The sequence below is a fragment of the Tenacibaculum caenipelagi genome (genome assembly GCF_004363005.1).
Classification (GTDB): domain Bacteria; phylum Bacteroidota; class Bacteroidia; order Flavobacteriales; family Flavobacteriaceae; genus Polaribacter; species Polaribacter caenipelagi.
Window position 1 is genome coordinate 285,887 of the sequence record NZ_SNYH01000005.1, and the last position, 22,624, is coordinate 308,510.

The 22,624-nt window shown below is 31.3% G+C and carries 18 protein-coding genes and 1 tRNA gene; 14 read left to right on the forward strand and 5 right to left on the reverse strand.

Annotated elements, in window-relative coordinates; translation table 11 throughout:
- The first annotated feature begins 139 nt into the window (after positions 1 to 139).
- The 7 genes from DFQ07_RS12390 to DFQ07_RS12420 all read left to right on the forward strand — a co-directional run bounded on the left by DFQ07_RS12390 (position 140) and on the right by DFQ07_RS12420 (position 5,265).
- Positions 140 to 361 carry a heavy-metal-associated domain-containing protein gene (locus DFQ07_RS12390; RefSeq protein WP_133537322.1) on the forward strand — a complete coding sequence of 74 codons (222 nt, stop codon included), beginning with the start codon at positions 140 to 142 and terminating at the stop codon, positions 359 to 361.
- Positions 362 to 640: 279 nt separating this feature from the next.
- Positions 641 to 1,183, forward strand: a complete 543-nt coding sequence (locus tag DFQ07_RS12395; RefSeq protein WP_243743981.1) for a Crp/Fnr family transcriptional regulator — start codon at positions 641 to 643, stop codon at positions 1,181 to 1,183.
- A gap of 80 nt (positions 1,184 to 1,263) precedes the next feature.
- Entirely contained in the window at positions 1,264 to 2,538 is a 1,275-nt protein-coding gene (locus tag DFQ07_RS12400; protein WP_133537326.1) for an NAD(P)/FAD-dependent oxidoreductase, read from the forward strand.
- A gap of 5 nt (positions 2,539 to 2,543) precedes the next feature.
- A complete protein-coding gene (locus DFQ07_RS12405; RefSeq protein ID WP_133537328.1) occupies positions 2,544 to 3,392 on the forward strand; it encodes a DJ-1/PfpI family protein in 849 nt (282 codons plus the stop codon).
- Between the two features lie 124 nt (positions 3,393 to 3,516).
- A complete protein-coding gene (locus DFQ07_RS12410) occupies positions 3,517 to 4,038 on the forward strand; it encodes an STM3941 family protein (RefSeq protein ID WP_133537330.1) in 522 nt (173 codons plus the stop codon).
- Between the two features lie 101 nt (positions 4,039 to 4,139).
- Positions 4,140 to 4,607, forward strand: a complete 468-nt coding sequence (locus tag DFQ07_RS12415) for a RidA family protein (protein ID WP_133537332.1) — start codon at positions 4,140 to 4,142, stop codon at positions 4,605 to 4,607.
- 37 nt (positions 4,608 to 4,644) lie between these two features.
- Complete coding sequence (locus tag DFQ07_RS12420; protein ID WP_243743982.1) at positions 4,645 to 5,265, forward strand: aspartyl/asparaginyl beta-hydroxylase domain-containing protein; 621 nt, start codon at positions 4,645 to 4,647, stop codon at positions 5,263 to 5,265.
- A gap of 74 nt (positions 5,266 to 5,339) precedes the next feature.
- Here DFQ07_RS12420 and trxB read toward each other — a convergent pair whose 3' ends face one another.
- On the reverse strand, positions 5,340 to 6,278 hold the full coding sequence (gene trxB / locus DFQ07_RS12425) for a thioredoxin-disulfide reductase (protein WP_133537334.1): 939 nt from the start codon (positions 6,276 to 6,278) through the stop codon (positions 5,340 to 5,342).
- A 173-nt stretch (positions 6,279 to 6,451) separates the two neighbouring features.
- Between trxB and DFQ07_RS12430 the strand changes: the two genes are divergently transcribed.
- Positions 6,452 to 6,526 (forward strand) — tRNA-Pro (locus DFQ07_RS12430).
- A 171-nt stretch (positions 6,527 to 6,697) separates the two neighbouring features.
- On the opposite strand, the gene DFQ07_RS12435 is transcribed toward DFQ07_RS12430, so the two are convergent.
- Positions 6,698 to 7,627, reverse strand: a complete 930-nt coding sequence (locus tag DFQ07_RS12435) for a PorP/SprF family type IX secretion system membrane protein (protein ID WP_133537336.1) — start codon at positions 7,625 to 7,627, stop codon at positions 6,698 to 6,700.
- A 1-nt stretch (position 7,628) separates the two neighbouring features.
- The gene (locus tag DFQ07_RS12440; protein ID WP_166627785.1) at positions 7,629 to 11,108 is read right to left on the reverse strand and encodes a T9SS type B sorting domain-containing protein; all 3,480 of its coding nucleotides are present in this window, start codon (positions 11,106 to 11,108) and stop codon (positions 7,629 to 7,631) included.
- Between the two features lie 220 nt (positions 11,109 to 11,328).
- Between DFQ07_RS12440 and DFQ07_RS12445 the strand changes: the two genes are divergently transcribed.
- Positions 11,329 to 12,999 (forward strand): AraC family transcriptional regulator, encoded by a 1,671-nt coding sequence (locus DFQ07_RS12445; protein ID WP_133537340.1) that lies wholly within the window; start codon positions 11,329 to 11,331, stop codon positions 12,997 to 12,999.
- Between the two features lie 130 nt (positions 13,000 to 13,129).
- Here DFQ07_RS12445 and DFQ07_RS12450 read toward each other — a convergent pair whose 3' ends face one another.
- Together DFQ07_RS12450 and DFQ07_RS12455 are read right to left on the reverse strand one after the other, a co-directional pair.
- Positions 13,130 to 13,750: a response regulator transcription factor gene (locus DFQ07_RS12450; protein WP_133537342.1), complete on the reverse strand. Its 621-nt coding sequence runs from the start codon at positions 13,748 to 13,750 to the stop codon at positions 13,130 to 13,132.
- A gap of 3 nt (positions 13,751 to 13,753) precedes the next feature.
- Positions 13,754 to 16,627 carry a ligand-binding sensor domain-containing protein gene (locus tag DFQ07_RS12455; protein ID WP_133537344.1) on the reverse strand — a complete coding sequence of 958 codons (2,874 nt, stop codon included), beginning with the start codon at positions 16,625 to 16,627 and terminating at the stop codon, positions 13,754 to 13,756.
- A 184-nt stretch (positions 16,628 to 16,811) separates the two neighbouring features.
- Here DFQ07_RS12455 and DFQ07_RS12460 point away from each other — a divergent pair, with 184 nt between their 5' ends.
- From DFQ07_RS12460 to DFQ07_RS15650, 5 genes are all read left to right on the forward strand, one after another.
- Complete coding sequence (locus tag DFQ07_RS12460) at positions 16,812 to 17,225, forward strand: choice-of-anchor D domain-containing protein (protein ID WP_133537346.1); 414 nt, start codon at positions 16,812 to 16,814, stop codon at positions 17,223 to 17,225.
- A 77-nt stretch (positions 17,226 to 17,302) separates the two neighbouring features.
- A complete protein-coding gene (locus DFQ07_RS12465) occupies positions 17,303 to 18,991 on the forward strand; it encodes a choice-of-anchor D domain-containing protein (RefSeq protein WP_133537348.1) in 1,689 nt (562 codons plus the stop codon).
- A gap of 36 nt (positions 18,992 to 19,027) precedes the next feature.
- The gene (locus tag DFQ07_RS12470; RefSeq protein ID WP_133537350.1) at positions 19,028 to 20,581 is read left to right on the forward strand and encodes a choice-of-anchor D domain-containing protein; all 1,554 of its coding nucleotides are present in this window, start codon (positions 19,028 to 19,030) and stop codon (positions 20,579 to 20,581) included.
- Between the two features lie 93 nt (positions 20,582 to 20,674).
- The gene (locus DFQ07_RS12475) at positions 20,675 to 22,297 is read left to right on the forward strand and encodes a choice-of-anchor D domain-containing protein (protein WP_133537352.1); all 1,623 of its coding nucleotides are present in this window, start codon (positions 20,675 to 20,677) and stop codon (positions 22,295 to 22,297) included.
- 90 nt (positions 22,298 to 22,387) lie between these two features.
- Positions 22,388 to 22,624, forward strand: a 237-nt coding sequence (locus DFQ07_RS15650; protein WP_449649462.1) for an Ig-like domain-containing protein, incomplete at its 3' end; no start/stop codon positions are given.

A 22,624-nucleotide genomic window follows, 5' to 3' on the forward strand; every position in this document is an offset into this window, starting at 1 on the left:
CTTAGACTCAAGTGTTGGTAATTTTTAAAACTCATTTAATGAGTAAATTTCACAAATCAATTCCAAAATTATACAACAACAAATTAGAGTAATGTGCAGAAATTTGCAGTATTAGAATAACAAATAAATTTTTAAAACAATGGATAAAAATAAAGAACTACAATTTAAAACAAACCTTAACTGTGGAGGTTGTGTCTCAAAAGTACAATCGGACTTAGACAATGCAACCGGTATCTGTCATTGGAATGTAGATACCAACAATGAAGATAAAATTCTTACGGTAAGTTCTAAAGGAATTACTAAGGAAGAAGTGGTTGCTATTATAAAAAGTAAAGGATTCCAAGCAACTCCTTTAGTATAAAATAACTCTTGATGCAATAAAAAGCAGATTTCTATTCTTAGAAGTCTGCTTTTTTTCTTTTAAAATCAGGTTTAAAGTTCCTTTGTTATTTCTTCTTTTAAATGATATTTTTATTTTGATTCCTTAAATACTTCCCTTATTTTTAAAAACCATAAAAACTTCTTTTTTGCTATAAGGAAAACCCAATATTTTTTTTAAAAAAAACACATGTCTTATAGCTTCCAGAATTGGAAAAAATAGAAATCTAAATTAATGACTGAAAACACTTTAATAAACCATATGAAAACATACTTGGCTCTTTCAGAAGAAGAGTCATCTGAAATTCTAACTTTTTTCGATTATCAATCATACAAAAAGAAAGAAACATTATTGTTTGCAGGTAAACAATGTGGCAGGTTGTTTTTTGTTACGAAAGGCTGTTTACAGCTATATTTCATTAACGATTTGGGTAATAATAAAACCATACAATTCGCTATAGAAAATTGGTGGTTAACAGATTTTATAGCTTTTCAAAACCAAAAACTATCTAATTTCAATATTGCAGCTGTAGAGAATTCAAAAGTATTATCTATATCATTTTCAAATTTTCAAGAGCTCTTGTCTAAATTTCCAAAATTGGAAAAATATTTTAGACTTATTTATGAGACGGCTTATGGTGCTGCTTTAATGCGTTTAAAATATTCATACAGTTTATCTAAAGAAGAGATATTTTTTAGGTTTCGTGAAGATTTCCCAGATTTTGTACAACGGGTACCACAATATCTTTTGGCAAGCTTTCTTGGCTTAACCCCTGAATATTTAAGTGAAATTAAAAGAAAATAGTTTTCTTAAACTAGTTTAATTTTTACCGAAATTGGTTTGACTACCTTTGTTACTACATCAAATAAAGTGTAAACTTAATCATGAAAAACACTAAAAAACTTGTTGTTATTGGAGGTGGGTTTGCTGGTTTAGAACTTGTAAAAAGACTGGGAAACTCAGAAGATTACGAAATAGTTTTAGTTGACAGCAACAACTATAATTTCTTTCCTCCTCTAATTTATCAGGTATCCACTGGTTTTATGGAACCCTCGGCAATAAGTTATCCATTTCGAAAAATTCTAAGAAAGTTAAAAAATGTTCGTTTCCGACTTGGAATCCTTGAAAAAGTGGTTCCCGAAGAAAACAAAATAATACTAAGTAATGGTGAGCTAGAATATGACATTTTAGTAATGGCTACGGGTACAGAAACCAACTTTTTTGGTAATAAAAATATTGAAAAATATAGTTTACCAATGAAAACAATTAGTGATGCGTTGTCCCTTAGAAATGTTATTTTAACCCGATTTGACCGTGCCACCAGAATTCATAATGCAGAAGAAAGAAAAAAATACTTAACCTTTGTTATTGCTGGTGCTGGCCCTACAGGAGTTGAACTTTCGGGAATCTTAGCTGAAATGAGAGCTTCAATTATCATGAAAGATTATCCTGAATTACACAAAAATGATCTTGGAGAAATATATTTAATTGACGGAAATGAATCTGTTTTAGCAGCAATGTCTAAAAACGCTCAAGCATATACCTCAAAAAAGTTATCCGAACTAGGCGTTACTCTAATTATGAATACATTGGTTAACGATTTTAATGGTGAGACGGTGTATTTATCTAATGGAAAAGAAATTCAATGTAAAAACCTTATTTGGGCGGCAGGAGTTTCAGCAAAAACTTTTGAAGGATTTTCAAAAGACAGTTTTGGAGCTGGTAAAAGATTAAAAACAAATCAATTTAACCTAGTACATTCATACAAAAATATTTATGCTTTAGGAGATTGCTCTCTAGTTCTTGGTGATAAAAAATATCCTAATGGACATCCTCAGTTAGCACAACCTGCATTACAACAGGCAAAAAATTTAGCCGATAATTTAAGTACAAGAAACAAAAACTGGAAACCATTTCAATACAATAACAAAGGTTCCTTAGCTATTATAGGTAGAAATAAAGCGGTACTTGATTTTCCTGGACAAAAACAATCTTTAAAAGGTTTTGTCGCTTGGTTAATTTGGATTTTTGTACACATTATGGGGCTTGTGAATTTTAAAAATAAAGTGAGAACACTCTACAATTGGCTAGGATATTACATATATAAAGACCAATATTTTAGAATGATAATTAAACCTACTGAAAGAAATAATAAATAAAGAACATGAAAAACTTAAAAATTATAACAATTACGCTTTTGGCTACTATTTTAGTAAGTTGCAATTCAGAAAAACCAAAAGAAGATACAAAGAGTACCGCTAAAATGGTTTCAGAAAATCAGATTGAAACTAATACTGACCCTTTAGCTAGTTGTAGCCCAAGAATACTTGAAAGGAATGCAGAAAGCGGATTGATTCTTTTAACAGAAACTCAAAAAACTAAATTATCAGAGAAATTAAAAAAGCTAAATCCCGACTTGCCTATTGTTGGATTGCTAATGTATGATGATGTTTTAACAACTGAATTGACTGCCCCAATGGATGTTTTTACTAAACTGACCAAAGAAGGGAAACAGCTTTTTAACGTAATCACTATTGCCGAAACGTATGATTTTATTGTAAGTGAAGAAGGGTTAAAAATGTTTCCTGATTATACTTTAGAAAACGCACCTAAACTCGACATTTTAATTGTTCCGAGTGCTTATGATATGTCGTTACAGGTAAAAAATAAAAATCTAGTCGATTTTATAAAAAGTCAAAATAACAATACAGAGTATACAGTAAGCAATTGTGCTGGAGCTACTTTAATTGGAGAATCTGGAATCGCAGATGGAAAGAAAATTGTAACTTGGATTGGTGGCGGAGAAGACTTACAAAAAAACTATCCAAACCTCAAAGTACAAGACGACGGAAATATAAGTTATATGGAAGATGGTAAATTTTTATCTTCAAATGGTAATTTAGCATCTTATATTTCTTCATTAGAATTGTTAGAGAAATTATCTAGTAAAGAACATCGAGAATTTGTTGAAAGCTATCTATATCTAGATCGTCTTCAAAATTGGAAGAAATAAATACCGTATTTAACACGATATAAAACGAATTGTTTTTAGAGCCTACTTATGAAAATCCTTACTGGTTTTCGTAAGTAGGTTTTTATTTACTAATTTAGGTTTTTAAATGTGTGACTAGTCTTATATGACTGAAATAAAACTTTATAAGTCTAAAAGAAGAGCAATTAGCATGATGCTACTATGTTCAATATTTGTGTTATTGGGAATTTGGCTACTTCCAAAAAAGCCTTTGATTGGATGGAGTTGCATCGGGTTCTTTGGACTTGCATACCCGCTAGGTATATACAATTTGCTAGACAGAAAGCCGATGATTATTATAAATGAAATTGGAATTTTTGATCGAAGCACAAATCAAGACTTTATTAATTGGGAATTAATACACGATGCCTATCCTATAAACATTAGTGGGCAAAAATTTATTTGCTTAATAATTGATGAAAAATTTAAGCCTTTAAGAAAAAAAGGAAGGCTATACAAAAGTACTGATAAGTTAAATGAAGCTATTGGCGCTCAAGAGTTGAATATACATTTAGGTCAAATTCAAAAAATTGATGAAATAAAACTGACTCAATTTATACTTCAAATGTCAAGAGCAGATAAAAACACTAAAACAGAATTAATAAAAATGTTACCAAAAATGAGTTAAAATTAGTTGCTTTTTTTAACTACTTTGAAAATTTTCAATCTTGTATTTACTAACAGCGCGCCTCATAAACAAAACAACTATAAATAATAAAAATTAAAAGAATGGCTCCAAAAGAGAACTTAGAAAAACTGAACTACACACTACCTGATGTTTCAACACCAGGAGGAAGCTATGTATCTGTTAACGTACGAGATAATATCGCCTATATTGCTATTCAGTTTCCCATTTTAAATGGTGAATACCTATATCAAGGTAGGTTAGGAAAAGAAATTTCTACTGAAGAAGGATATAAAGCTATGGAATTATGCGCTTTGAATGTTTTAGCACAAGTAGATAGTAAAATTGGATTTGAAAATATTATTGGACTCAACCATATTGATGCTTACTTTCAAGCTGCCGATGATTGGGATGATTCTCCTGAAGTAGTTAATGGAGCTTCTGATTTGTTTGTGAAAATACTCGAAGAAAGAGGAATACACTCAAGAGCCATCTTTGGAGTACATAAATTACCTCGAAATTTTAGTGTTGGCTTAACGGCTACATTTACCATTAATAAAAATGAGGACTAGCTAAACCCACATACTATTACTAACCTAAAAATATCATATGCAAAAGAAAGATACTACTACTCTATCAATGAGTAATACATTTAGCGATCGTATACGACTTCCTTTTAATTTTGAAACTTCAAAAATGTTGGAGGAAGCGAAAGCGTTACAGTTAGACAATTTTGAATATTACAATGTGATTCCTTTACGATCACCTGCTCATTTGGTTGATAACTCTTTACCTTTTCCGCCTCCTGCTGAAGATTATGCCGATGGTTCTTGGACCAATTGGTTGGATACTCCTGCCTTAGAAAAGTCTCCTTACCTAACCCAGGTAATCGATTTTTTTAAAGAACACACAACTGTAACCTTAGTACGATTACTTAGATTGGCACCTCATTCAGTAGTAAAAGAGCATACCGATCCTACATTAGGTCTAGAAATTGAAAAATCTGTTATTCGTCTTACCATTCCTATTCTTAATAATGAGAATGTTACTTTTTATTTAAATAACACGCCTGTATTTATGAATCCAGGCGAATGCTGGTACATGCGACTTACCGATCCACATAAAGTAGTAAATAATGGTGATGAAGAACGTATAAATCTTACGGTAGATATAATTCCTAACGAATGGATAAGACAAATCATTACACAAAGTGAACAAAACACAAATTAGAAGTCACTAATTCTATAAAAACAAAAAAGGTTACGTATACACGTAACCTTTTTTAATACTATATTTTCTGTTGTTTAATGTAAAGAACCTAAGTAACGTTCAGCATCTAAAGCAGCCATACAACCTGTACCTGCAGCTGTAACTGCTTGACGGTATTCTTTATCTTGAACATCTCCTGCTGCAAAAACTCCTGGTAAGTTAGTTTTCGTAGATTTTCCCTTGGTTATTAAATAACCTGTTTCGTCCATTTCTAATACTCCTTTGAATAACTCTGTGTTAGGCTTATGCCCTATTGCAATAAACACACCTGTAGCAGAAATTTCTGTTTTCTCACCTGTTTGGTTGTTTACAGCGCGAACTCCTTCTACTACATTATCACCTAATACCTCATCAATTTCAGTATTGAAAAGTACGGTTATGTTTTCTGTTCTTTCAACACGATGTTGCATTGCTTTAGAAGCACGCATATAATCTTTACGAACTAACATAGTTACTTTGCTACAAATATTAGCTAAATAAGTAGCCTCTTCAGCAGCCGTATCTCCTGCTCCAACTACTACTACCTCTTGTCCCTTATAGAAGAATCCATCACATGTAGCACAAGCTGAAACACCACCACCTATTAAACGTTGTTCGCTTTCTATTCCTAAATATTTAGCGGTAGCTCCTGTAGAAATAATAACTGTTTCTGCTTCAAGTTCAGTAGTTTCATCCACTATTACCTTGTGAACCCCACCTTCCTTTTCAGAAAATTCTACTTTGGTAATCATACCAAAACGAACATCAGTACCAAAGCGCTCTGCCTGATTTTTTAAATCTTCCATCATTGCAGTACCATCTGTTCCGTTCGGATATCCTGGAAAGTTATCAACTTCAGTAGTCGTTGTTAACTGCCCTCCCATTTGCATTCCTGTGTACATAACTGGTTTCATATCTGCTCTTGCTGCATAAATTGCTGCTGTGTAACCTGCTGGACCAGACCCAATAATCAAACATTTAATTTTTTCTGCCATCGTCTAAATTTTTTGAAGTTACAAATGTAATTTTTTTTTAGTTCTATTGTCTTATTTCTAAATATATTTTGGTTATTCAACCATAGCCATAAATTATTCTGTTTCGTAATTATTTTTTTTCTTTTTTTCTTTTCTATTTATATTTTTTTTCTACATTTGCAGTCCCAATTATTCGGGGTGTAGCGTAGCCCGGTCATCGCGCCTGCTTTGGGAGCAGGAGGTCGCAGGTTCGAATCCTGCCACCCCGACAAAAAAACTGTAAGTCTTTAGATTTACAGTTTTTTTTATTCTTAAAAAGAAAAATTGATCTGTAATTTTCTTTAGCTATTAAAATTCAAAAAGGTCAAGAAAGCCATTAACAACTTTCTCAACCTAATCTATTTTCCTTTTCATTTTACTTTTGGTCACATATTGTAATACTACAACATCCTATTGTATCCTTTTCCAAAACGATAACTAAGAGAAACTCCATGTACGTTAGAAACAGGTGAACTCTGAACTTGTTGATTATATGAATATGTAAGCCTTAGATTATTGTATGCATAAAATCCTACTAGAAAATTAAACATTGAAGCACTTCTGTATCCTATACCTGCTTCTATTTTTTGTTTATAACTTATTAAAACATTTAAATCTAGCTGCAAAGGAACTCCCTCTTCATATTTTAAAAGCGTATTAGGCTTTATCATTATTCGCTCAATGTTATCTGCAAAAAACCGATAACCGAAATACGCATAAAAAGGAGTGTCTAAGTTTATATTTTTATTACTCGAAAATGTACTCCCTAGAACATTTGGCAAGGAAGCTCCAAAGTATATGTTTCTCCTATTAAAAAGAAACCCTATTCCTATTGTAGATATTGTTGCTCGAATATTTTCATCAAACTCAGGATCATTATTCTGAACTCCTAGCTGTTGTAAATCTTCATTGTATGATAAAACCCCTGCCGTTACCCCAAAAGAAATAATTTGCGGATTTGCAGCAAACCATCTAGGTTGGTAGTTATCGTAGCCTAAATTTATTTTATACGAATACGATGCAAAAAGTTTTGTTACTCTAGTTACTCCTATCCTGTCACTTAAAATACCGCCACCAAGTCCCATCTTACCTCTGTTCAAAGAAGTATTATATGATAATGTATGAGTTTCTGGACTCCCTTCAACTGAAGTACCTACACCGTGACTCGATAAAACTAATTCTGCATCTGTATATAAACCAGCGTGTGCTGGATTTAAAATGAAGGTATTATAATTATAGTCTGAAAAAACAGGTGTTTGCTGAGCTTTTACAATATATATAGCCGAAAATAATAGAAATGCTGTTGTTAGTATATTATATTTTAATGTCATGTTATCTTTTTAATACTATAAAACCTTGTAGTTTGTTTAAATTATTGGATCCGTTTATTGAGATTCTGTAGAAATAAGTTCCTTCAGGTAATTTACCTGCCCCGAGACTAGTTAAACGGTTTGCATCTCCACGAAATACTTTTCTATTATTATCATAACCTTTAATTTTGAACACCATATCTCCCCATCTATTAAAAATAGTAACAACATTGTCTGGATAGTTTTCAATCTCTGGAATCTCCCAATAGTCATTAATGCCATCTCCATTAGGTGAAACACCATATTTGGTAGTTTTTGTAATTAATGGCTCTTCTACAACAAAACTCTCTTTATTACATCCTATGGCATCTCCTACTGAATTGTAAGGGATTATACTTACATAAATTTTTGTACTCTCTGGCAAGTCGCTTGCAAAATTGTAACTCGTTGTGTTTCCTACATCTAGATTGTTGACAATATCTGTTGCTCCTGATGTAGTTCCTACACTCAATCGATATCCGTCTGCTGTTACACTTCCATTCCATTGTAAACCGGTGGTTACAGGCACATCTGTAGCTCCATTTAACGGATTTATTAAAGAAGTGCAATCAGGGATGACTATAATTGTTTCCGTGGTAAAACTTTCTTCACTACATCCTGTAGCATCTCCTGCTGAATTGTAAGGGATTATACTTACATAAATTTTTGTACTCTCTGGCAAGTCGCTTGCAAAATTGTAACTCGTTGTGTTTCCTACATCTAGATTGTTGACAATATCTGTTGCTCCTGATGTAGTTCCTACACTCAATCGATATCCGTCTGCTGTTACACTTCCATTCCATTGTAAACCGGTGGTTACAGGCACATCTGTAGCTCCATTTAACGGATTTATTAAAGAAGTGCAATCAGGGATGACTATAATTGTTTCCGTGGTAAAACTTTCTTCACTACATCCTGTAGCATCTCCTGCTGAATTGTAAGGAATAATGCTTACATAAATTTTTGTATTCTCTGGCAAGTCACTTGCGAAATTGTAACTCGTTGTGTTTCCTACATCTAGATTGTTAACGATATCTGATGCTCCTGATGTAGTTCCTACACTCAATCGATATCCGTCTGATGTTGCGCTTACATTCCATTGTAAACCGGTAGTTACAGACACATCTGTAGCTCCATTTAACGGATTTATTAAAGAAGTGCAATCAGGGATGACTATAATTGTTTCCGTGGTAAAACTTTCTTCACTACATCCTGTAGCATCTCCTGCTGAATTGTAAGGAATAATGCTTACATAAATTTTTGTATTCTCTGGCAAGTCACTTGCGAAATTGTAACTCGTTGTGTTTCCTACATCTAGATTGTTAACGATATCTGATGCTCCTGATGTAGTTCCTACACTCAATCGATATCCGTCTGCTGTTACACTTGCATTCCATTGTAAACCGGTAGTTACAGGTACATCTGTAGCTCCATTTAATGGATTTATTAAAGAGGTGCATTCGGGAACTCCAGCTGTGGTAAAAGATTCTTCTATACAGCTAGTAAGGTCTCCATTTTTATTATAAGGAATGATGTTTACATAAATTGTTGTATTCTCAGGAAGATCAGTCGCAAAACTATAAGTTAATGCATTACCTAAGTCTATATTATTTGCGATATCAGTTCCTCCAGAAGAAGTTCCAGCACTTATCTTATATCCACAAGCACCATTATTCTTATTCCATTCAAGAGTTGTTGTTATTGGTACTTGGGTTACCCCGTTTAGAGGAGTACTCAACGATACACAAGCTAGAGGATCTGAATTAATTGTTAAGGTTATATCATTGCGTACCAATAAAAGATTTTTACCATTATAACCTGGATCATCACTATTTTCAAAAGGAACTAAATCACTAGTTACCTCACAATAATAAACCCCACTATCGCAACTTGTAATGTTTGTTAATTCTAAATTAGGTGAATCTGGCGCACCAGCAATGGCAACTTTATCTTTATACCATTTATAATGATTTTGCTTTCCACTTACAGTCGTTGTAAGAACAATACTCTCTCCTGTATTTTTCGCTATGCTCTCTACCTCATCAACTTTCCTTTGAGCAGCATAATCGTAAGACCAAGAAGCTATTTCACCATTCTGTCTCATTTCTAAATAACGAGCATGTTGATCTTCAAAATCACCAAACTCAAATTTGTTGTATGCAAAATCAAAATCAAAATTAGTCGTCACTCCAGGCACCACTAATTCTGAAAAATCAGGAATTACCCCTGAAAGGTAATTACCTCCTACATCTAATTCATTTGAACTTTTTAATCCTCCATCATTTTTTCTAATGGTATAATACTGTTGTAAAATGTCATTCCCGATAAGTTGATTACTGTAAACTTCTAGCTTTGATAATATAATGCAATTACTTATATCTAATGACGTCAAGTTATTAATCCCCACATTCAACGAAGTTAATTGGGTATTTTGAGTAACATCTAAGCTTGTTAAATTGTTTCTTCTTAGTGTTAAATAGTTTAACACCTTATTTTGAGTTACATCCAAAGAAGTCATCTTATTGTTCCATAAGATCAAGGATCTTAATTTTGAGTTTTTGGTTACATCTATTTCTAGTGGGACATTTTTTGCATCTCTTATTTCTATATGTTCCAAATTAGGAACTATGTCAAAAGAAATTGGAGAAGTAAAGTCATGATGTAATACTACCAATCTTTTAAATGTATCTGTAGCAGGGAGCTTCAAACTTCCAATCCCCGTATATAATAAAGAAAGAGATTCCAAAGAAATATACTCCGAGATAATATCAAAACTGGTTACATTAATTCCTTGTATAGTAAAATTTTTAAGCACATTCTTTACATTAGGCATTATCAAATTAGAAGAACCTGTATTGTATTTTATAATAAAATTTTCTAAACCATCTAAACGACTTATATCTATAGTTCCTAGTGCCAATCCATCGTACTCTATTTTCTTTAAAGTAGCTGTTATAGGCAAAGAAATATTTGTCAAATTGGTACTTTTTTTAACTATAAGATCTTCTAGGTTAATATTTGCAGAAAGGTCTAAATTGGTAATCGGTCGATTATAAGAAGTACGATTAAAAATATCTCTTTCTATATGAAGTATTCTTAAAGCTATGTTTTTAGAAAAATCAAGAGATGTAAGAATTTCATTATCTCTACAGTAGAATATCTCCAATTTTGTTAATACGTCTAAAGGTAAGGTTGTAAATTGGTTATCTGCTAATCTAAGAATCGTAATATTTGTAAAAGCTTCCAGTCCCGTAAAATTGGCTATATCATTACGGTTAAAATTTAATTGAGTAACTGCTTGTGCATCGCTATTTAAAATATCTCCTGTTACACCATTAGAGTCATATCCTTGGTCTACTAAAAACTGTTCAAAATTAGCATCGGGTATAGCTGTGGTTTGTGCTATGATGGTTGTAAACAAAAAAGGGAAGAACAGAAATAACACTGTTAGTTTTGTTTTCATAAATCTATACATTCAGGGTAATTAATCTTTTTTGGCTGCAATAATAAACATCAACCTTTTGTTAAATGTACCATCTTGGTGAGTGGTACTTCTTTTTAAGGAAAAGAAGACAAAAATTAGTTCTTCATCATTTTTTTGGAAGAATTGCTACAAACATTTTACATTTGTTTTTTAAAATGATTGCCCCCAATACTAACTTAACTAAACCCTATTAAAAAGAATGTTTAACTACAACTTTTTATCAAAATCATTCCCTTTTAAGAATATTTTAAAAATTATTGTAGGGTGTTTTTTTTTCTTCATTTCTACTTTAAAAGCACAAGAAAAAGGACTACCTGATTTTAATAAGACTATAGAAGATTGCAAGAGCTATCTTGATAAATCTGGAAAGGCCTATAATAATGCGAACTATGAAGCTTTTAAAAAATATAACGATTCAGCACTTCTAGTTTCACAAAAACTGAACCTTAAGAAATTAGAAATTAAAGCTATTATTAATCACGGTATCTATTATAATGTTGTAGACGCCTATGAAAAAGCATTAGAACAATTTTATAAAGCTTTGGAGTTTAACGAAAAAACTTCTGATAAAGAAGTTACAAAAATTAACATACTTGTTAATCTTGCCAATGTTTACAGCCAAATGGATAATACTGATAAGGTAATTTCTTGTATGGAAGAAGTACTACTTTTATCTGAAAAGAACCAAGTATCTGATCTTATAAAGGTTGCCGCCTATAATGGGTTGGGAAACAGCTATACTAAAAAGAAAGACTACGAAAAAGCATTAACATACTTACATGAAGTAAAAACTATAGGAGAACGCATACAACATTTTGGAGCTGTTCTTACTGCACTCGACAACATCGGTTACTCTTATTTTCAACAAGAAAAATGGGATGAAGTTATTAAAGCTGCTAAGGAATCAGTGGCTTACTCTACAAAGCATTCATTAGATAGGAGACCTGTTTCATTGCTAAATTTTGGAATGGCTTATGTAAAGAAAAAAACACCAAAAGAAGCTATCCCTTACTTAAAAGAAGTATTAGATATTGCTATCGTTAGAAAAGATCTTAACCTTGAAAAAGAAGCACATTACCACTTAGCAAAAGCTTATAAATTGCTGGGCAATTTTCGAAATTCAAACAGAGAGCAGGAACTTTATGCAGAAGTTATGAAGAGATTATTAAAAGAACAATCTAATGCTGCTCTGCTTGATTTAAAACATGATGCCAACGCCGAAAAACAAGTTATCAAATCACGTTTGGAATCTTTAACTGTCGTAGATAATAATAAAAATAAAATGCTTATTTTTAGTGGATTCATCGTTGTTTTTTTAGGAGTCCTGCTGTTCTTTTACATTCGTAAAAAGAAGGTATTAGAAACCGATCGAGAACAATTTGAAAAGACCAATGAATTGCTTAATAATGAAAACAAAGCTCTAAAAACAAAAATGAAGGAGCTTGCAATCCAAAAAGAGCAAAATTCAAATGAATTAGTACCATATAAAAACTCTTCTTTAACAGAGCAAGATAGAAACCAATATATGGAGCAAATATTAGATTACATGGAAAAAGAAAAACCTTATCTAGATTTTGACATTAATCAATCAGAACTGGCTTCAAAACTTTCCATGAATAAGCATCATCTTTCAGAAGTTCTAAACCTTTGTTTTGATAAGAACTTTTACCAATTCATAAATCTATATAGGGTTAATGAAGCTCAAAAAATAATAAAAGATCCAACATATAGCGATTATAAAATTTTAGCGATTGCTTATGAAGCTGGTTTTAAAAGTAAAACATCCTTTAATCGTGTCTTTAAAAATCATACCGGACTAACACCTTCTGAATACCGAAAAAAACAACTGAAAAGTACTGTATCCTATTAACTCGAAAAATTAAAACTTTTAATTCTATTTAAAGAGCTTCTGTACTACTTCGTATCTTATTTTTTCAATCTTGTAACTTTTTTTTAAGTCGTCTTGTCCTATAGATGTGGATTCACAAAAACGTTCCTTATTAATCATTTGATTTATTTTTTATCAAATTAATCAACTCATCTTTGTTAGATACGTGTAGTTTTTCATAAATATTACGAACATGAAACTTAATTGTATTAACACTAACATTTAAGTCTTCGGCTATTGAAGCATACGTTTTTCCTTCCGATAAAAGATCTAGTACACTATTTTCTTTATCTGTTAAATTGTAGAACTGTTTTTTCTGAAAAGATTCTACAACCATTCTTGCAATATTAATACTCATAGGAGCTCCGCCAGCTTCTACCTGATACAAAGCTTCTATTAATTTTTCTCCTCCACTACTTTTTGTAACATATCCTACAGCCCCCATGCAGAGCGCATCAAATACGTATCTAGAATTTTCATGTACTGTTACCACTATAATTGAAACAGAGGGTAACAAACCTTTAATCCTTTTTATTCCCTCTATACCATTCATTCCTGGAAGGGAAATATCAATTAATACAAAGTCTGGTTTTATTTCTTGAATTTTAAGCAACGCATCTTCGCAAGTATTAAACCCTCCTACAACTATGAAATCTTCGGTATTGTTAATTATTTTGGTAAATGAATCCAATACTATTTGATAATCTTCTATGAGTACAACTCTTTTTCTCATTTTTTACTTATTTATCATCCCAGTAAATATAACTTTGGTTTCTTCTTTAGTAGTTATCTGCAAACTCCCTTCAATTTTATGTGCTCTTTTTTTCATGTTATCTAGACCATTTTTTCTTTTTAATTCTGATTCAACAAATCCTTTCCCATTATCTTTTAATTCAATTTTTAATATATTTTTCTTTAAAATAATTGACAGAACAACTTCAGATGCATTAGAATGCTTATAGCTATTTGTCATTGCTTCTTTAAAAAGTAATAATAATTGACGGCTCCAATAACTAGGAAGTTTTTTTATTTCTTTATTTATTTCTTTTTCTACTTTAAAAGTAATATTAGAATTTTGAAATAATTCTTCACCAAAATCTGACAAGTAAACAACTAATTCTTCTAGATAATCACTTTTACTATCAATACTCCACACAAAATCTCTTATTCCAAAATACAAACTTTTAGCATCTCGCTGAATTTGCTTTATTGCTTCAAAAGAATTTGACTGTTTTATAAACTCGTCTTTCAGTATTAGCTCAGAGACTATTGTTATACCCGCTAATTTATTCCCTAATTCATCATGAAAATCACTAGCCACATTTTGCCTTACTTCACTTAGCTCTTTTTCTAACCTTTTTTGACTAATCATTGCATTCTTTAACAAACGATTTTTTTTAAGAACACTTAAAATTCTGTATACTAAAAGAAGTAAGATTCCAACAGAAATTATTAACACACCCCACCAAGTTTTATACCAAGGAGCTACATTAGAAAAACTATAAACCTTTGAATAACTCCAGTCACTCGAAGATCTTCTTACTCTGAATTGTACTTTATGCTTGCCGTATTGATAATTAGAAAAATCATACGTTCTTTCTTGTGTAGATATCCAATAATTATCTCCAACTTTATATTGCACCAATAATGCTTCTCCAGAAAAATCAATTACGTTTAATTTAAATTGACTTTCTCTATTATTTACTTGTATTGAAGGTTTATTACTTGGTTTGAAAGGCAAGGTATTTGTTATTCTTTTTGCTCCATTACTCCCTACTAACCAAATAAAATCATCTTTATCTTCTATAATTTTGTTTACATAAGAAAATGAACTTCCGTTTTCTTTAGTAAAATTGTAAAAATTACCGTTTTTAAATACCGAATATCCTTTTTGATGTGACAACCAGACAATGTTGTGATGATCTACAAAAACATGATTTAAGTTATCTGAAGGCAGTCCATCTTTTTTTGTATAAACTTTTACAGAGTCTTTTTCTATCACATTCAATCCATTAATGGTTGCTACATATATTTTCTTTTGCGATGGAGTAAAAGATTTAATATTGGTGTTAGACAATCCTTGTAAAGAAGCCACTCTTCTCTTTTCTTTAAAACTTTTTGAGTCGTAAATAAAAAAGCCAAAATTAGTAGCAACCCATAATTCATCATTAATTAACTGTACATCTTTTATTTGAGTCTCTTCTTTAAAATTAATTTTTAGTTGGGACTTATTTTCATTAGTAATGATATTTAGTTCATCTCCCCAATAGGACATCGATAGCTCCGAATTTTTAATTCTTTTTTTATAACAGAGTTTTAATAACATTACTTTTTTTAACTCTTTATCAAATTCTATAAGTTTTCGTTTATAATTACCCGAAGTTGTAGTTGTAATCGTCAATGAATCTTTATTTGATAAAGAGGCGTTAAAACCTCCTAAAAAATATGTAAAAGGATAAGTATTACTTTGTTCGTAAGTATTAAGAGAATAAATTGAAGTTAGAGATAAAAAATATAAGTTATTATTATTTAATTGCAAAACATCATGCAAGGGTACATCATTAAAAAAAGATTTATTATCGTGTTCGTAAGTATTTGGAATAAAATACACTCCCTGACCATTTAATGAAATCCAAATATTCTCGTCTTTATCTTTGATAATATCACTAACAAGCGTATTTATTTCTTGTTCAGAAGAAAAATTAATTTCTTTTTTACTTACGTTATCGTATAATACTATTTGGTCACTTATATGGAAATCATCTTCTAAAACATACGCATTAAACCTCTTAGTTTTTACAAACCTCTTAAGTTTATAATTATTTTTTACTGTTTTAAATTTTAGAGGTTTAACTTCTAAAATTTTTTTATTATCAAAAATGATTTCTTCTGTATCTGACAACCCTATGTAAGCACCCTCATCTTCTTCATAAATTAAATCATTAATTTCTTTCTCTCCTAAAAAGGGGAACTCTTCTTTATATGAAAACTGCTTAAAATTTAATGAGATAATCCCTTTTATTTTTTGAAGACCAAAATTATTTCCTCCTATATAAAATAATTCACCATTAATATTAATTGGTTTTAATACCCTTGAGCCAACTGCTCCTATCTTTTTTCTTATATTAAAAAGTAGGGCATCTTTATTAATCTTAAAATTTGTTTTTTCTTCAAGGTAGCTATTCCCATTCTTATACAAAACATGAAAACTATTTTTTCCTGAGCTAGCTATAATTGCATCTTCTTGTATATCTATTTTACTAATCTTTGAAAAATGGTTGGTTGATCCTGTAGAGATTAAAACAGAATCATTTTGTATCAGTTGCACCCCTCCACCCCATGTTCCTACAACTATTTTGTTATCCTTCGTTTCATTAACATCTATAACATAATTAGAACGTAGTCCTTCTTTTATTGTAAATATTTTAAACTCATTACCATCATATTTTACCAATCCATTATCTGTACCAATCCAAATATACCCTGACGAATCTTGAAATAATCCATAGGTGATATCATGAGGCAACCCATTAGAAGCCGAATAGTGTATCGGTTTATTTTGAGCGACTCCACACCAACAAAAAAGTAAAGCTATAATTCTAAGCCACATATTTTTTGAATTAGAAACTTTGGTAAAGAAAAAAAAATAAAACTCGAAAAACCACGAAAACTATACTAAAATCACACTTTTTAACATAGCTAACCGAAAAACTACCCATTATGGGTGGGGAAAATTTTATACTGTGAATCTACTTTTGCTTTATAATTTAAAATTCTATAAAAAAATACGTATTATGAAAACTCCTTTAAAAGTAGCTCTGCTTCTTTTTGCTATTGTATTAAGCCTTTTAGCTTGTAGTAAAGATGATGAACCACAATTAAGCCCTGCCAAATTTTCAATAGATCAAAGTACAGTTGATTTTGGTGTGGTTGGAGCATTATCGGGCAAAAAAGACATTAAATTAACCATTACCAATACCGGAGAGGAAGATTTAATCTTAAAAGATTATATACTTTCTGGTTCAAATGCATCAGATTTTAGTGTTAATGCAGGTGAAACGGAAGAAACAGTACCAGCCGGTGAAACTTATGAGTTTATTATTACGTTCGAACCTTTAGAAATAGGTGACAAAACAGCAATACTTACAATAATTAGTAATGTAAGTGAGCATAAAATCAATTTATTGGGAAAAGCACAAATGTCCTGATTTTAGAAGAAAAAATGCTAAGTAAGTTATAGCATACACTACCAATAAAGTTTTCAATTTAAATAAAAATCAAAATAATGAATATCAAAAATATAGTATATGCTCTTGTAGCCATATTAATACTTTCTTGCAGTAAAGATGATGAACCACAATTAAGCCCTGCTAAATTTTCTATTAATCAAACATCTATAGATTTTGGAGAAGTAGAAATACCAACATCAAAAGAAATCAAACTAACCGTTACTAATAGCGGAGAAGAAGATTTAATTTTAAAAAGCTACACTTTTTCAGGTTCAAATTCAGCTGAGTTTACCGTTGAAGCTAGTGAAACAGAAGAAATTGTACTAGCAGGTAAAACTTATGAGTTTTCAGTAGTTTTTAAACCGACAGAAGAGGGAGATAAGACAGCAGTGCTTACCATCAACAGTAATGTTGGTGAGCATAAGGTAGACGTATCAGGGAAAGGAGCTCCGGAGCCTGTGGCTGTTTTTAGCATTAATCCGGAAAGTAAAGATTTTGGAGATGTAATGCTGGGGAATGAAGCCATCCTAAACTTTACGATATCTAATACTGGAAATGCCGATCTGGTTATCTCAGAAACCACTTTAGGAGGCACTAACGCAGATGCATATACCACTACTAACAATTCAGTTACCATACCACAAAATGGTGCTACCGGCGTTAAGGTTACATTTGCCCCTCAAACCACAGGTAGCAAAACAGCAACACTCTCTATTGTTACAAATGTTGGTACTTATACGGTTAACCTTGAAGGTAACGGCATTCCTAATCCCAATGCTATTGTAAATATTCCAGATGCGAATTTTAAAGCAAGTTTGTTAGCACATGGAACAACTATTACTGGAGATGATTTTAGTAAAATTGATACTAATGATGATGGTGAAATACAGGTAAAAGAAGCTGAAGCATATTACGGTAGTATAAATTGTCATGAACGAAACATAAGCGATTTAACAGGTATTGAAGCTTTTGTAAACTTACAGATATTATACGTAGGAAAAAACCAACTAACCAGTTTAGATTTGAGCCAAAATGTCGCTTTAACAAAGTTATATTGCTTTGAAAATCAACTTACAGGTTTAGATATCAGTCAAAATGTGGCTTTAATGATTTTAGGATGCTATGACAATCAACTAACCAGTTTAGATGTGAGTAAAAATGTGGCTTTAATAGGTTTGCATTGCTCTAATAATCAAATTACCAGCTTAGATGTGAGTCAAAACGTGGCTTTAACAGAGTTAAATTGCTTTGAAAATCAACTAACAGGTTTAGATGTGAGTAAAAATGTGGCTTTAAAAGGTTTGTATTGCTCTAATAATCAAATTACCAGCTTAGATGTGAGTCAAAACGTGGCTTTAACAGAGTTAAATTGCTTTGAAAATCAATTAACCGGTTTAGATATCAGTCAAAATGATGCTTTACATTTTTTAGGTTGCTCTGGCAATCAAATAACCAGCTTAGATGTGAGTCAAAACGTGGCTTTAACAGAGTTAAATTGCTTTGAAAATCAACTAACAGGTTTAGATGTGAGTAAAAATGTGGCTTTAACACGCTTATATTGTTTTTCCAATCAATTAACCAGTTTAAACCTTGCCAATGGTTATAACAATAAAATAACTTATATGAAAGCTCAGGACAACATTAATCTTGATTGTATCCAAATTGACGAAGGGTTTACTCCTCCTAGTAATGATTATTACTGGAAAAAAGATGATACGGCGAGTTATAGTAATGGCTGTTTCTAGAATTTCACTAAAAAAAACTTAAAAAAATATTGAGTTATGAAAATCAAAAACATAGTATATGCTCTTGTAGCAATATTAATTTTCTCTTGTAGTAAAGATGATGAACCGAAATTAAACCCGGCTAAATTTTCAATAGACCAAAGTACAGTTGATTTTGGCGAGGTAGAAATACCAACACAAAAAGAAATCAAACTAACCATTACCAATAGCGGAGAAGAAAATTTAATTTTAAAAAACTACACTTTTTCAGGTTCCAATACTTCAGAATTTACAGTTAATGCCGGTGAAACGGAAGAAACAGTAGAGGCTGGTAAAACGTACGAGTTTTTAGTCATTTTTAAACCTACGGAAACAGGAGATAAAACAGCAATCCTTACCATTACCAGTAATGTTGGTGAGCATAAAATAAATTTATTGGGAAGTGCAATTCTTGGCCCAAATGCTATAGTGAATATTCCGGATGCCAATTTTAAAGCTAGTTTATTAGCTCATGGAACAACTATAACTGGAAGTGGTATTAGTAAAATTGATCTCAATGATGATGGAGAAATACAACTAGGTGAAGCGCAATCGTATGAAGGTTTTATTAATTGCTATAATAGAGATGTAAGTGATTTAACAGGAATTAAAGCTTTCGTAAACATTACCAAATTAAATATAGTACAGAACCAATTAACTAATTTGGATGTAAGTGATAATGTAGCTTTAGAATACCTAGCTTGCGATAACAATCAATTGAAAAGTTTAAATGTTTCTAGTAATGCAAACTTAAAAGTTTTGTGGATCCAAAATAATGAATTAACTGACCTAGATGTTTCTCAAAACACTGCTTTAGAAGATTTGTATTTGGCTAATAACCAATTAACCAATTTGGACACTTCTAATAACACAGCATTAAGAACTCTTATAATTGCGACCAATTTATTAAATAGTATAGACGTTTCAAACAATACTGCGTTGCATACATTGTTTGTTCATAATAATAAGCTCGCCGGTTTGGATGTGACCCATAATACCGCTTTGAAGTATTTATCATGTACAAACAATGAGATAGCCTACCTAGATGTTTCCAAAAACATCATTCTGGAGGAGCTTTCTTGTGACAACAACAACCTGGCCAACTTAGATCTTTCACAGAATACAGCTCTACTTGAATTTAGATGTAATAATAATCAATTGAGCAGTTTAGATGTTTCAAAAAACACAAGTCTGGAATTATTGGGTTGTTTTAATAACCAAATATCCAATTTAGATGTATCTCATAACATCAATTTAATAACGTTAAGCTGTTCAACTAATAAATTATCTAGTCTAGATGTATCCCAAAATACAGCTCTAAGAAATCTACATTGCTCGTCGAATCAGTTAACAAGTTTAAACGTTTCTGGTAACCCTGCATTAGAGTTTTTATATTGCTTTCAGAATCAACTAACAGCTTTAAACCTTGCCAATGGTAACAATAGTAAACTAAGTACAATGTGGGCTACGAACAATCCAAATTTAGCCTGTATACAAATAGATGCAGACTTCACTCCTCCTTCTAATTGGGAAAAGGCTGCTCAGACCGGTTATAGTACAAGTTGCCAATAAAATTTCTATAAAAACAAATATTGAACTGGTTTAAACTTTTTTGATTGAAGCGAAAAAGTTTAAACCAGTTCATCACACTATAAAATAAAAATAATGAATATCAAAAATATACTATATGCTCTTGTAGCCATATTAATACTTTCTTGTAGTAAAGATGATGAACCACAATTAAGCCCTGCTAAATTTTCAATAGATCAAAGTACAGTTGATTTTGATGAAGTGGAAATACCAACACAAAAAGAAATCAAACTAACCGTTACTAATAACGGAGAAGAAGATTTAATTTTAAAAAACTACACTTTTTCAGGTTCAAATGCAACTGAGTTTACTGTTAGAGCAAGTGAAACAGAAGAAACTATCCAAGCAGGTAAAACGTATGAGTTTTCAGTAATCTTTAAACCTACAGAAGAAGGTAGCAAAACAGCAATACTTACCATTATCAGTAATATAGGTGAGCATAAAGTTAATATCTCAGGTAAAGGGACGCTAGAACCAGTTGCCATTTTTAATATTAACCCTGAGAGTAAAAATTTTGGTGATGTTGAAATAAATACAACAGCGGCAATAAACTTTACAGTAGCCAATACAGGTAATGCCGAACTAGTTATTTCAAAAATAACCTTAGAAGGAGCCAATGCAGATACATATAACACTCCTAACAATTCGATTACTTTACAATCGAATGCTGCAACTGGTATTAAGGTTACATTTGCCCCTCTAAGTACAGGGAATAAAATTGCTACACTCTCTATTGCAACCAACGTTGGCACTTATACAGTTAACCTTGAAGGAAACGGCATTCCCGATCCCAATGCCATAGTTAATATCCCTGATGCCAATTTTAAAGCAAGTTTGCTAGCTCATGGAACAACTATAACAGGAGATGGTATTAGTAAAATAGACATCAACGATGATGGTGAAATACAGGTGAGTGAAGCTGAAGTATATAGTGGTACTTTAAACTGTAATGAACGTAATATAAGTGACTTGACGGGTATTGAAGCTTTTGTAAATATAAGTGTATTATTGGTTGGAAGAAATCAATTGACCAATTTAGATGTTTCGAAAAATATAGATTTAACAATTATATCTTGTAATTCTAATCAACTAACCAGTTTAGATCTTTCGAAAAATGTAGCTTTAACAAAGTTATATTGCATTTCCAATCAACTAACCAGCTTAAACATCAGTAAAAATGAGGATTTAACAGAATTATATTGCATTTCCAATCAACTAACTAGCTTAGATTTGAGTCAAAATGTGAATTTAGAATATCTATATTGTAAAAATAATCAATTTACTAGCTTAGACATCAGTAAAAATGAGGCTCTAATATATTTAGCTTGTCAATTCAATAAATTAACCAATTTAGATGTTTCAAAAAATGTGTATTTAAAATATTTATATTGCGATTCCAATCAACTAACCAGCTTAGACATTAGTAAAAATGTGAATTTAACAGAATTCTATTGTTTTTATAATCAATTAATCAGTTTAGATGTTTCGAAAAATGCGGCTCTAACAAGCTTATATTGCTATTCCAATCAGTTAATCAGTTTAAACCTTGCCAATGGTAATAACAATGGTTTAACTTATATGAAAGCCCAAGACAATCCCAATTTAACCTGTATTCAAATAGATTCTAGCTTTACACCTCCTAATGATGGCTCTTGGAGAAAAGACGATACAGCGAGTTATAATACAAACTGCCAATAAAGCTTCTTAAAAAAATATTGAATTGATTTAAACTTTTTTGATTGAAGTAAAAAAGTTTAAACCAGTTCATCACACTATAAAATAAAAAAAATGAATATCAAAAATATACTATATGCTCTTGTAGCCATATTAATACTTTCTTGTAGTAAAGATGATGAACCACAATTAAGCCCTGCTAAATTTTCAATAGATCAAAGTACAGTTGATTTTGGAGAAGTAGCAATCCCAACATCAAAAGAAATCAAACTAACCATTACTAATAGCGGAGAAGAAGATTTAATTTTAAAAAACTACACTTTTTCAGGTTCAAATGCAACTGAGTTTACC

Coding starts and splice junctions, on each gene's coding strand:
- DFQ07_RS12390 (WP_133537322.1), top strand. CDS start 140: ATGGATAAAAATAAAGAACTACAATTTAAAACAAACCTTAACTGTGGA.
- DFQ07_RS12395 (WP_243743981.1), top strand. CDS start 641: ATGAAAACATACTTGGCTCTTTCAGAAGAAGAGTCATCTGAAATTCTA.
- DFQ07_RS12400 (WP_133537326.1), top strand. CDS start 1,264: ATGAAAAACACTAAAAAACTTGTTGTTATTGGAGGTGGGTTTGCTGGT.
- DFQ07_RS12405 (WP_133537328.1), top strand. CDS start 2,544: ATGAAAAACTTAAAAATTATAACAATTACGCTTTTGGCTACTATTTTA.
- DFQ07_RS12410 (WP_133537330.1), top strand. CDS start 3,517: ATGACTGAAATAAAACTTTATAAGTCTAAAAGAAGAGCAATTAGCATG.
- DFQ07_RS12415 (WP_133537332.1), top strand. CDS start 4,140: ATGGCTCCAAAAGAGAACTTAGAAAAACTGAACTACACACTACCTGAT.
- DFQ07_RS12420 (WP_243743982.1), top strand. CDS start 4,645: ATGCAAAAGAAAGATACTACTACTCTATCAATGAGTAATACATTTAGC.
- trxB (WP_133537334.1), bottom strand. CDS start 6,278: ATGGCAGAAAAAATTAAATGTTTGATTATTGGGTCTGGTCCAGCAGGT.
- DFQ07_RS12435 (WP_133537336.1), bottom strand. CDS start 7,627: ATGACATTAAAATATAATATACTAACAACAGCATTTCTATTATTTTCG.
- DFQ07_RS12440 (WP_166627785.1), bottom strand. CDS start 11,108: ATGAAAACAAAACTAACAGTGTTATTTCTGTTCTTCCCTTTTTTGTTT.
- DFQ07_RS12445 (WP_133537340.1), top strand. CDS start 11,329: ATGTTTAACTACAACTTTTTATCAAAATCATTCCCTTTTAAGAATATT.
- DFQ07_RS12450 (WP_133537342.1), bottom strand. CDS start 13,750: ATGAGAAAAAGAGTTGTACTCATAGAAGATTATCAAATAGTATTGGAT.
- DFQ07_RS12455 (WP_133537344.1), bottom strand. CDS start 16,627: ATGTGGCTTAGAATTATAGCTTTACTTTTTTGTTGGTGTGGAGTCGCT.
- DFQ07_RS12460 (WP_133537346.1), top strand. CDS start 16,812: ATGAAAACTCCTTTAAAAGTAGCTCTGCTTCTTTTTGCTATTGTATTA.
- DFQ07_RS12465 (WP_133537348.1), top strand. CDS start 17,303: ATGAATATCAAAAATATAGTATATGCTCTTGTAGCCATATTAATACTT.
- DFQ07_RS12470 (WP_133537350.1), top strand. CDS start 19,028: ATGAAAATCAAAAACATAGTATATGCTCTTGTAGCAATATTAATTTTC.
- DFQ07_RS12475 (WP_133537352.1), top strand. CDS start 20,675: ATGAATATCAAAAATATACTATATGCTCTTGTAGCCATATTAATACTT.